Genomic DNA, 11,675 nt, shown 5'->3' on the forward strand with positions numbered 1-11,675 from the left:
CATGGGCTGAGGCAGGACGACCGAAGGTAAAATGATGCCCCGGATTACATCCCAAACAACCACCGGGGTCATTTTAGTCCGCCGAAGACCGTATGGGTCTGAACCGAAGTGGTGAGCGGTGACTTGTGCCCTCTGGGTATTTGTGCCCGAAAGGGTACTCTCTGCAGTTTTTCCATTTTTTCAAAAAAAACTTCCAAACCCACACGGAATGGAAGAGAACCCAACTTTTCAACTTTCTTGATTATCTGGTTTTAATCTGGTACCGTTTGGTTCACCGGGAAAACAATAAGTCCGGGCGAAAATCCATGGCAAAGATTGAGAATCAGGGGGAATCCCGTCTGCTGTCGTTCCTCAAGCGGAATCACTCGGATTCCATGCTTCTGGCTTGCGACTACGATGGTACGCTGTACCGCGGGATATTTCCTCCCCTGGGCCGCGGATTTTCCGCCGCCGACCTCGGCATTCTGTTATGCCTTTCGCGTTCCCCCATTCAGGCCCTGCGCATCGCCGCGGCCATGACCCGTCTCATGTTCCTGCTGGTCCGCCTGCGTTACCGCTACATCCGCGGGCGGATTTCCATGTCACGGATGGACAGCATCCTGGTCCACTTTTTTGTGCGTTGGGTCATGCGCGCCGTCCCCGCCAGAGATCTTGATCTTGCCGCCGGACGTATCAGCGGCCTGACCTACCCCGCCGCCCGCAAATGCATACAGCTCCTTGCTCCCCGGATACATGCCGCCGCCATTGTGTCCAAAGCATTTGAACCAGTCCTTTCCGCCGTGTCCCGCCGCCTTTCTGCCCTCATCAGCGGCAACTGGACCACCCACGGCGTGCGCGTGATAGCCCATTCCCCCCTGGAGATCGATCGCAACGCCTCCGTACTCAGCCGCAGGGATAAGTACGACCGCATGCAACAGTTGCTTGACCGGTTTCCCCGGGTCCGGCGCGTGCTCGTGGTGGGGGACACCGAAGACGACATTGCCATGGCCGAGGGCGCGCGGGACCGCCTAGGCGGGGATGCGGCTTTTTTGATTGCCGTGAACGCCAAGGATTCGGTTATCCGCGCTGCCGCTGATCTGAACTTGCGCAACTGGCGGCGTTTACAGCGGATACTGGACCGGCACGACTTGAAAAGGCCGCAAAAATCCGGCTCCGGTCCGGGTTGACTTTGTGTTGCGTGGTTTCTACAATTTGCCATAGTAACGCATTCAAGGAGGGATAACGTGAATCAAAGCAAAAAGACCAAGAGTGGATCCGCGGAGGGGCACCTCTTCGGAGTTCGTATCCTGGAAAAACTCTACAAATGGCTGGAAGGTATCCTAAACGTCAACGTACTGGATTTCGCCACAAAATGGGCGGGGCGCATCGGCCACTGGTCACTGGTCGCGGCCGCCGGCCTGGGTTTCCTGTTTTCTTTGATTTTCGCCATTCGCATTAACAAGTTCGATTCGTTTCTCATCGGCATCGGCTGGTTCCTGCTGGTGTTTGTGATCCAGTTTACCGCCCAGCGTTTCCTGGGAGCGGGAAAGACCCTGATCGGGAACAACACCAGCCGCCTGGCGTCCAGGGCCTTCCTGGAATGCGTGGCTTTCCTGGCCGCCATCCTTGGAGTTGTGGTGTTGATCGGTTCCATTATCACGGCGGTGCGGTTGGGCAGCCTGATGCCTTTCCTCTCCGGACTGGGCGGATTTGTCTTTCTGGAATTCCTGGCCATGGTCACATTTCATCCCCAGACCATCACCACTGAAATTGTTGAAGAAACATCGGCCGGCCAGGAAGCCCTGGGCATCATCACCTATTTTCTGAAAGCCGTGCTGCGACTGGTCCCGATCCTGTTCGGACTGGGTGTACTGATTTTCACCATTTACATGCTGATAGACGGCTTCGGGCTCTTCGGCAACGTAATGCGTACGGAATCGTCCTGGATAAAGGTCCAGATGCGCGCTCCGCAGATCTTGACATATGCCATTCTGCCTTTCCTCAGCTACATCCTGTTTGTCCTGTTCTACCTGGTAGTGGACATAATCCGTTCCATTTTGGTCGTACCGGAAAAACTCGATAAACTGAGCAAGTAACCAGCCCCCCGCCCTGGCGCGGTGATTGGAGGTTTTACCATGGTACTGGAACAAGCATTTCTTGAGTTGATTCGCCGGGCCGCCGTTGACCTGTCTCCGGATGTGGAAACGGCGTTGCGTTCGGCGCATGACAGCGAGGCCGCCGGATCACCGGCGGCCGCGGTGATGAAAACCATCCTGGAAAATGTTAGGCAGGCAAGAGAAAACAGCACCCCCATCTGCCAGGATACCGGTTCACTCGTGTTTTACATCGACCATCCGCTGGGAGGGTCCGAACCTCCCCTGCGAAGGGCCATTGAGGCGGCTGCGGAAGAAGCCACGCAACGTCAATACCTGCGTCCCAACGCGGTCGATCCGTTAACCGGCCTTAACTCCGGCAACAACCTGGGAATCAACGCCCCCCACATCCACTTCCACCAGTGGGAAAAACCGGAAACCCGCATTCGCCTCATGCTCAAGGGCGGCGGAAGTGAAAACGTCGGCGCCCAGTACAAACTGCCTCATGCAGCGGTGAAAGCCGGCCGCGACCTGGATGGTGTCCGCCGCGTCGTCATTGACGCCGTGCTCAACGCCCAGGGGCTTGGTTGCGCGCCCGGATTCATCGGCATCGGCATCGGCGGGGGCCGGGACACGGCTTACACCCTTTCCAAAGAACAGTTTTTCCGCCGCGTGGGTGAACGCAGCCCCAGGCCTGAACTTGCCGAGTTGGAAATCCGGCTCAAAGAAGAGTTGAACCATCTCGGAATCGGCCCCATGGGATTCGGTGGGGCCACAACCGTACTGGACGTGTTCGCCGATGCCCAACACCGCCACCCGGCCACCTTTTTTGTTTCCATCACCTACACCTGTTGGGCGTTCCGCCGCAAGAGCATGACCATTATAAACGGGGAGGTGACTCATGATTAAGTTAAAGACGCCCATTGCCGAAGAACAGATCCGCGACCTCAAACTGGGCGACTCGGTGCTACTTTCCGGCACGATCGTCACCGCCCGTGACCAGGGTCACAAACTCATGGTGGAAGAGAAACCCGATTTCCTGCGCCCCCTGCTGAAGGAATCGGTCATTTACCACTGCGGACCCGTGGTAAAACAAGAAGCAGACGGCACCTGGCGCTTTGTCAGCGCCGGGCCTACCACCTCCATCCGCGAAGAGCCCTATCAGGCCGATGTCGTGTGCGAATACGGCGTTCGCGGCGTGATCGGCAAGGGCGGAATGGGCGACCGCACCGCGGAGGGACTGCACCGTTGCGGTGCGGTTTACTTTCATGCCGTGGGTGGCGCCGGCACCCTGATCGCCAATGCTGTGGTGAACGTACTGGATGTGCACTACCTGGAAGAATTCGGCACCCCGGAAGCCTTCTGGGTAATAGAGGTAAGGGATTTTCCCCTGGTGGTGACCATGGATGCCGCCGGCAACAGCCTGCACAAACGCATCCGTGAAGAGTCCACTGACGTGGCCCGCACCTTGATGGGACTGGGATAGGCGTTTATAACCCTGTTCCTCCCATGCGGGCTACAATTGACAAAGGATAGTTGCGCCCATGTTGATCCATGTTCTGCGGACGCAGGGAAGCGGTTGTATAACCGCTTTCATGCAAGTAGACAACCTGCCTGAAAAGAAGGCACCATGACTTTGCTTTCACCGGCGGTCATGTTCGGCCTCTGCCTGCAAGTGGGAATTCCCATGGCAATCACAATCGGAGCCTGGTCAAGATGAATACAACCAATACCAGTAAACGCATCGGTTTCGGCCCCCGCCTGGGGGCCTTTCTGATTGACAGTTTTATACTAGCCTTCCTGGTTTCTCTGCTGGTATCGATCTTCATGCCTGAACACATGAATTTGTTTGCCCGCGGCCAATACCTCGAAGTCCTTACCGGGGCCGGCGGTCCGCCATCAGAAGAAGTCATGCAGAGTGTATGGCGGGTGTCTACTTTCATGGCGCACATCAGCATGCTATACATGCTGATCGAGGGCTTCACCGGCGCCACCCCGGGCAAGAAAATCCTGGGGTTGAAGATCGGGCGTCCGGACGGATCGCACGGAGACCAGGGGCTTTATTTAACCCGTTACATGGTCAAGAACAGCCCCTCACTGCTCAACTTGTTGGTCACTACCCTGGGAATCGGCCTGCTCGGCCGGCTGGCCGGCATCGCCGGCATGGTGATATTCTTTGGAGCCTTCATGATGCTCTCTCCCGAACGCCAGGCCCTGCATGACCGCATCGCCCATACTGCTGTTTTCCGTCGCCGAGATCTGCACGCATAGCAAACCGGATCAACTTTTTGTTTTCAACGCGGCAGAGACCTCTTCCACGCGGGCAAACACGCGCATGAAATTCTCCCCCAGGATCAGCCGGATTTCACGATCCGTGTAACCCCGCTTCAACAGGGCCAAGGTGATGCGCGGAAAACCGGACACGTCTTCCAGCCCAACGGGGAAGCTGCCCGCGCCGTCAAAATCCGAACCCAGTCCCACGTGTTCGATTCCCACAAGCTTGACAACATGGTCGATGTGATCCACCAGGATATCGATGTCCGGAGGCTGGGGAACGTTTTTGCGCCACAAGTCGAAAGCAGCGCTCCAGAACGCGTTGTCATTGTCAGCATACCCCTTGCGCAAGGCGGCGATTTTCGGCGCCAACCGTTCATGAACGGCCCTGAGGCGGGCGGCAAAGTCCGGATCCAGAAAAGCCGAATAGAAATTCACCTGAATGACTCCGCCATTGCCGGCCAGGGCGCGAATCATATCATCACTCAAGTTGCGCGGAACATCACAAATGGCTCTTACGCAGGAATGGGACGCCATGACCGGCGCTCGCGACAGGCGCACCACGTCATAAAAAGCGGCATCCGACACATGGGAGATATCGATAATCATGCCCAGCCGGTTCATCTCCTCCACCACCTCGCGCCCGAAAAGCGAAAGTCCGTTCCACACCGGGGGTGTCTGCGTGGAAGAGTCACAGATGTCGTTGTGGCTGTTATGAGTCAGCGTGATGTAGCGCACGCCCAGGCGGTAATACTGCCGCAACAGGCGCAAACTGCCCTCGAGCGGTCCTCCGTTTTCCATGCCCATGAGGATGGCACGGCGTCCCTCTTTGTGCAGGCGCAGGATATCGGCGCAAGACGTGGCCGGCGCGGCGCGATCCGGGTATGCGTTCACCTGTGAAACGATGGCATCGATCATCTCCATGGCGTGACGCGCGGGATGGCGACGATCGCGGGAATTGGACACGAACACGGCAAAGAACATGGCATCCACGCCCCCCGCTTTCATGCGTCGCAGGTCAACCTCATTCCTGTTTTGCAAAGCGCCGATGTCCAGGCCCCGCAACATGGCCATGGGCGTATCGCAATGGGTATCGATCACCAGGGCTTCACGGTGCAGTTGCGCCGCCCGCTTCTGCAATTGCGCGTCCTGATCCGCAACCGGTGCGGCCATTACGCCCAGCCCCAACAGGAACGATACAATAACCGGCAGATATCGTTTATTCATTGGTCAATCTCCTTTAAACAGAAAGTTGATAAGAGCCTCGCCACTAGCCCCACGCCTACAGCCATTTGCCAATTGCCACTGGCCAGGGCGGTTCACGAACCGCCCCTACACCTGCCTTTTCCAACTTTATTTACTTCTTCCCACTTCAACTTTTCAACTCTAAATGTTAAACCGGTACGTCACTTTCATCATGATGATGTTGTCTCCGCGGGCGCGGAAGAGGTCGCCCAGATCGCGGCCCAGCCGCAGGTCCCCGGGATTGGCATAATCCACCTGGTTCTGGGTCCAAACCAGGTAGAGTACGGAGCCGGGACGATACTCCCAGCGCAATACCACGGTTCCGCGCAGAGATTTGTAGTTGAAATCGGGGTTGGAAAGCAAGAAAGGCCTTCCCGGCGCGGCTCCGTCCGGATCGACAATGTATCTGCCGTCCTCTTCCACAATTGTAGACTCACCTTCACCGTAGACACTAAAACTGAAACTGCGGGGAGCTGCCAGCTCCTTGATTTCCGAATAATCTCCCACCGAGATAAAGGGTTGCACGTAGGCCTGCAGGCTGAGTCGCGGCGTAAATATCCAGTTCACGCGAATCTCGCTGGAAATGGTATGCTGCTCCAGGTGCCCGAAGATATGCCGCGTTCCGCTGGTGGCGGTCATGGACGAATCTTCAACATTGCGGATCCATTGGGCGCTTTGCCGGGTTTTCGCGTAGCCCGGAACCAGTTGCAATGAAATACCCGGACCGGGTTTCCACTCCAGGGCGGCGGAGACCTCGTTGTGAGTTGAATGGTCTCGCCCCCGGCGCAAGCCGAACCCGGCTTCAAAAACCAGGGCTTTGCGGTCGTCACTTTCCAGCCAGAAACTGAAAGCGGAGTTTCCAGGCTGCCACATTGAGACCCCGCCGCGGGTGCGTGTGGGATCGGTATACCCGGCATTGACGGCCGCGTTCAAATGCAGTTGCCAGTAATTGAGAAATTCCAGGGCGGCGTCTACGCCCACTACCTGGTCGGCGATCTTTACCCCGTCGAAGTTGTAATTTCGCTGGGTCATGAACTCCACACTCCAGGAACGCAGCACCTTTCCCGCGGTAAATGATCGATAACCGGCCATGACATGGCTGTTGATCAGATCGTTATGTGATTGATAACCCAGGTCGCGGATCTCAAATCCGGGGCTGATGGCTCCCACGGCCACGTTGAAAATGAAATTCCCTTTCTGCTTGTTCAGCATGACCCGGCCGGACCAGCCCGACAGGAAATCAGCCTGAGGATTCACTTCCAGGTGATCGGCATCGGGGCGTTGAAAGTAATGGGGATATCCATACTGCAACGCGGTTAACGCCTCGCGGCTGCCGGAGACGGTTGTTCCTCCCCACCAGGCCGATAGCGACCAGACCCGCTCCCGGTCGAGAAAAGTCCAGCCGTCAACGCCCAGCATGAGTGCACGACGCATGAGGATCGCGTTCAGGTGGGGCTCATCCAGGTCCCGCAACGCCGCGCTGCCGATAATACCCAGACCATGGCGGCCTTCGTCCAATTCCCGCACCAAACGTAAGACGCCGTAGTACGTGAAGGGCTCTACGGTTGCGCTTTCCTCTCCGAACGGCGTAACCAGGGAGGCGTGCTCCCGTTGGGTAACCGCGTGTACCATACCCAGGTTCCAATTCCCGCCGACTTTGCCTGTAATCTTGGCTGCCGCCAGAATGGTGGTGGCTTCCGGAGAAGACATGTAGCGGGCTTGTGGTGAATACTGCGGGGAGCGGCCGATGCGTCGCGAATAAAAAAAAGTGGGCTCCGGCCAGTTCCCCCGCACGAAGCGATTGGAACCACTGACGCCGAAGCGGAATATATTGGCGTTTTCCACGAAAAACGGACGTTTTTCAAAATAGTAATTTTCAGCCGCGGTCAGGTTGATCTTGGCCGGATCCACTTCCACCTGGCCGAAATCAGGATTCACGGTCAGGTTCAGCGTCAGGTTCGACATCAGCGCGATGCGGGCATCCAGGCCGGCGTTGCCGCTGTAACGGCTGCCCTCACCAAAAGGATTTCCTTCTTCCGCTGTGGAAAAGGCGGCCTTGCCCACACTGTAGGGTATCAATTCCAGGTTGGCGCCCGCATGGATGCCGCTGAGCCCTTCCAGCCGGGAAAACCTCGACACAAAACCGCTTTCCGTGCGTGGAATCCAGGTCAGGCCGGCGATTTCGTTCTTGCGCCGGATCTGTCGTTGGAAAAAGACGCCCCAGGTTTGCACCTCTCCGGAACGGAAACGAAGCTGGTGAAAGGGAATGCGCATTTCCACGGTCCAGCCGTGATCGTTCACCTGCGTCGCGGTTTTCCAAACCCCGTCCCAGGTGGAATCGCTTTTTTCATCATCGTACAATACCGCGTCACGAATGCACCCGGCGGGATTCACGGCAAAGCTGTATCCACTGCGTCCGTCACGGTAGGGGTCCAGGGACACAATAAACCAGTCGGAATCGAACCCGTCGTCGCGCCGACCCAGGCGGCGGTCGATCAGCTCGGGGTTCCGGTCATGCAAGCGCGCGGCAATGTACAGGGCATCATCATCATAACCCACCCAGACCTCGGAGCGTTCGCTGGCGGGGAAACCGTCATCCGGTTTAGATTGCACGAACCCGGTTACCGCTTCATTCAACCATACCGCCTCATCCAGCACGCCGTCCACCCGGACCGGAACCGTGAGACGGTGAGCACTGATTGTTCGCGCTGTCTCGGATTCATGGGAAGTCTGCCCACTGAGGCAAGCGCCCATGAGCAGCAAAAACGACAAGAGGGCACGGCAACGACGCATATCAATCTCCAGGTGAATCATGCCTGTGATCGCTTGGCAATCAGTCGCAGGTGGACGATTCAGTATAATTATACTGAATTCTCAACAAAAAAGTTATTAAAAAAAAGTTGGAGAGTTGGAAAGAAGGTGACAGGTGGCGGAGCGGTTCGTGAACCGCCCTGGCCAGTGGCAATTGGCAAGAGGCTGTAGGCGAGGGGCTAGTGGCGATCGGGCTTTTTTCTACCTTCTACTTTCTACTTTCTACAGCGATCGAAATGGCGAATGGAAAGTGGCAAAGGAAAACGAGACGGCAGGGATTGGAGCTTTTGTTTGGAACATTTGGATTTTGAATTTGATTGGGATTTCGAATTTGGGATTTTGGATTTGACTGGCCACTAGCCTCTGGCCGCTCGCCACGGGCCGATTTTCCATTCTATTTCTACGTTCTACAGGGCGGGTTTCAAACCCGCTACATTTTCAACTTCTTTCCTCTTCAACTTTTCACTTTCAACTTTTCACTTTTCACTTGGTTTCGGCACCATTTTTGCTTTACAGCCATATGGCTTCTCAACCGGATCCCGCGTTCCGTTACCTGGCAAGCGTGTTGATACTGGTGCTATTGATTGCCGGAGTCCGCCGCTTGACAAGGACGCCGCATCAACATCCGCGCATCCTTCCCGGTTCCGCCCCGCTCCTCTGCCTGCCGGAAGGGCAAGCCCTCAGCCTGGGTGATGCCCTGCCGCCGGACGGAAGCGGCTGCCTGCTGCTGTGCCGTTTCCCGCGCAACCCCGATTCACGCCTGCAGATCGGGCGAGCCTGGCAATGGGCCCTTGATCACAATCCCGGCCGGTTGCGGGCGGTTTTCATTACCCGGCGGCCGGACCGCGTCCGCAACCTCGCCGCCTGGATGCGGATCCCCTCGCCTTTGTGGATGGAACCGGAAATCCTCTATGATCGCCTGCGGATTCCCGGCTTGCCCATCCTGCTCTACTTTGCCAAAGGAGAACTGAAAAAATGCCGCCTTCTCGCCCGATAAAATCCGGCCCCGGCCAGACTGAACCGCTTCGAGCCGGCAAAGCGCTGACCCGGTTTCTCCTGGTTTTGATCCTGACCTACGCTTTGATCGTCAATGCCGCGCCAATTCCAGAAAGTGATCAACCATTCCCGAAGGGATCCGCTGCACGAAAATCGGGCACGTGGCTGTCGGCGCTGCCGGGTTCCTGGAACCAGCCTTGACTGAATCCCAGGCGCAGGGCTTCATCCGCAACCGCGTTGTATTCCACCTTTCCGAGGCGGCGGTGCAACGGCGGCGGACAGGCCAATTGTGCGGGAGGTCGATACTGGGCCATGAGGGAAAGATGGATATCCGTGCCGAACCGTCCCGCCAGTTTTTTCAGCAAGGCGATCGAGTCATCGGTGCATCCCGGCAAGACCAGGTGACGCACGATGAGTCCCCTGCGGGCAAGCCCGCGTCCATCCAGTTTCAAGTCCGTACCGACCTGGCGAACCATCTCTTCCAGGGCGTTAAAGGCTGTATCCACATAATCAGGGGCGCCGGAAAAACGCGCCGCTGTTTCACTGAGAGCGTACTTGAGGTCCGGAAGGTAGATATCCACCCTTCCCGCCAACTCCCTCAGTACCCGTGGATCATCATACCCGTTGCCGTTGTGGATCACAGTGGGCTTGCGGCCTTCCCGTTCCAACGCATCCAGGAGCGTCTGGACCTGCGGCACCACGTGGGATGGAGAAACCAGGCCCAGGGTATCGCATCCGCCGTCAAGCACAAGGCGGATCCGGTCCATGGCCTGGGCGGGCTCCAGGAGCCGGGGCGCCGAGCGGCCGCCGCGACTCACCTGGTGGTTCTGACAGAACACGCAGCGCAGGTTGCAGCCGCAAAAGAACACGTTGCATACCCCGGCCGGACCGGCCAGCACGGGTTCTTCGCCGGCATGGCGGCACACCGCGGCAATTTCCAACCCGGCCCCAGTGTGACAGATTCCCGTCGGCCCGGCGAAACGATTGGCGCCGCAGCGACGGGGACATAGGGTGCAACGGCCCAGGCGGGGATCCGTCTGAGACTTCGTTTTTACGGGCGACTTGCGCATACATTCATTGTATCACGGGACGAGGGTATGATATGCTTTATCCATGACGAATAAAAGCGTTTCAGATCCTCAGGTGGTTGCGGTTTGTCGCAATGCCAAACGCGGTCCCAAGCAAGCCGTGAACGAGATCAACCTGGTCCCCGACTTCGGGGTTGAAAATGACGCCCACGCGGGAAGCGGTGAGCGGCAAGTCTCGCTGCTGGCACTGGAAAGCCACCAGCGCTTTCAACCCCATACGCCGGTGCGCCTGCACCCGGGCATATTCGGTGAAAACATCACCACCCGCGGGATCGACTTTGCGCTGCTGCAGGTGAAAGACCGGTTGCGGGTGGGCGAATGCCTGCTGGAGATCACGCGCAAGGGCAAGGAATGCCCGGCGCCGTGCGCGATTTCACGCCACGTGGGTGAATGCATCATGCCGCGCGAATGCGTTTTTGCCCGGGTCATCCATGGCGGCACGCTGAGACCCGGAGATGCGATTCACCAGGAAAAGTTGAAAAAAGGTGTCAGGTGACAGGAAGACAGGAAGGCAGGGGGTTGGAACCGATTCTTTAAAGGCAAGGCAGGCGTAGGGGCGACCGGCCGGTCGCCCATGCACTGTGAAGAAATTGAAACCACGGAACACACCGAAAGAAAGAAGGTGACAGGTGTAGGGGCGGCCCCCCGGAGGCTGTCTCAAAAACATCTCAGGTGCTATAATGACATATGTCTAAAGAGATAACCGCTGATTATAGTCAACAGTTTCTTTTACCTCCATCGATAGAAGATTGGGTTCCCCCAGATCATCCGGTAAGATTCATTCGATTATTTGTTGAGTCTCTGAGTGTGTCAGAGCTGGGTTTTAAGGAGCGTAAGAGTGAAGAAGGTCGTCCCAATTATTCCAATGAGTTATTGCTGAAGATCTGGTTATACGGATATTTCACAAAGATAAGAAGCAGCCGGGAGTTAGAGAGGAGTTGCCGGAGTGAGATGCCGTTGATATGGCTTAGCGGGATGAACTATCCTGACCGCAACACCTTGTGGAGGTTTTTCCGCAATAATCGTCTATGCATAAAAAATGTATTCAAGCAGACGGTAAAACTGGCAGTCAGAAACGACATGATAGGGTTTGCACTTCAGGCGGTAGATGGTACTAAAGTCATGGCGGATGTATCCAAGAGACGGTCATTACACAGGGCTGATATAAACCGTTTGATATTAAGCTTAG

11 protein-coding genes are annotated in these 11,675 nt (G+C 56.8%); 8 read left to right on the plus strand and 3 right to left on the minus strand.

The features are described from left to right. Positions 1-305: 305 nt before the first annotated feature. From ENN40_10420 to ENN40_10440, 5 genes are all read left to right on the plus strand, one after another. The gene (locus tag ENN40_10420) at positions 306-1,166 is read left to right on the plus strand and encodes a haloacid dehalogenase-like hydrolase (protein HDP95755.1); all 861 of its coding nucleotides are present in this window, start codon (positions 306-308) and stop codon (positions 1,164-1,166) included. Between the two features lie 57 nt (positions 1,167-1,223). Then, on the plus strand, positions 1,224-2,075 hold the full coding sequence (locus tag ENN40_10425; protein ID HDP95756.1) for a hypothetical protein: 852 nt from the start codon (positions 1,224-1,226) through the stop codon (positions 2,073-2,075). Between the two features lie 39 nt (positions 2,076-2,114). After that, positions 2,115-2,981: a fumarate hydratase gene (locus tag ENN40_10430; GenBank protein ID HDP95757.1), complete on the plus strand. Its 867-nt coding sequence runs from the start codon at positions 2,115-2,117 to the stop codon at positions 2,979-2,981. Continuing rightward, entirely contained in the window at positions 2,974-3,558 is a 585-nt protein-coding gene (locus ENN40_10435; protein HDP95758.1) for a fumarate hydrolyase, read from the plus strand. The genes ENN40_10430 and ENN40_10435 overlap by 8 nt, the downstream gene beginning before the upstream one ends. Positions 3,559-3,788: 230 nt before the next feature. Next, positions 3,789-4,343: an RDD family protein gene (locus tag ENN40_10440; GenBank protein HDP95759.1), complete on the plus strand. Its 555-nt coding sequence runs from the start codon at positions 3,789-3,791 to the stop codon at positions 4,341-4,343. 9 nt (positions 4,344-4,352) lie between these two features. On the opposite strand, the gene ENN40_10445 is transcribed toward ENN40_10440, so the two are convergent. Next, positions 4,353-5,573 (minus strand): membrane dipeptidase, encoded by a 1,221-nt coding sequence (locus tag ENN40_10445; protein HDP95760.1) that lies wholly within the window; start codon positions 5,571-5,573, stop codon positions 4,353-4,355. A gap of 159 nt (positions 5,574-5,732) precedes the next feature. Further along, positions 5,733-8,384 carry a hypothetical protein gene (locus ENN40_10450; GenBank protein HDP95761.1) on the minus strand — a complete coding sequence of 884 codons (2,652 nt, stop codon included), beginning with the start codon at positions 8,382-8,384 and terminating at the stop codon, positions 5,733-5,735. Positions 8,385-8,922: 538 nt separating this feature from the next. On the opposite strand from ENN40_10450, the gene ENN40_10455 reads away from it, so the two are divergent. After that, a complete protein-coding gene (locus ENN40_10455) occupies positions 8,923-9,399 on the plus strand; it encodes a hypothetical protein (GenBank protein HDP95762.1) in 477 nt (158 codons plus the stop codon). Between the two features lie 118 nt (positions 9,400-9,517). Here ENN40_10455 and ENN40_10460 read toward each other — a convergent pair whose 3' ends face one another. Continuing rightward, positions 9,518-10,468, minus strand: coding sequence for a radical SAM protein (locus ENN40_10460; protein HDP95763.1), 951 nt, complete (start codon positions 10,466-10,468; stop codon positions 9,518-9,520). 43 nt (positions 10,469-10,511) lie between these two features. On the opposite strand from ENN40_10460, the gene ENN40_10465 reads away from it, so the two are divergent. Then, positions 10,512-10,982: an MOSC domain-containing protein gene (locus tag ENN40_10465; GenBank protein ID HDP95764.1), complete on the plus strand. Its 471-nt coding sequence runs from the start codon at positions 10,512-10,514 to the stop codon at positions 10,980-10,982. A gap of 191 nt (positions 10,983-11,173) precedes the next feature. Next, the coding region (locus tag ENN40_10470) for a transposase (GenBank protein ID HDP95765.1) at positions 11,174-11,675 on the plus strand (502 nt) is incomplete at its 3' end.

Source organism: Candidatus Aminicenantes bacterium (genome assembly GCA_011049425.1).
In the GTDB taxonomy this organism is placed as follows: Bacteria; Acidobacteriota; Aminicenantia; order UBA2199; family UBA2199; genus UBA876.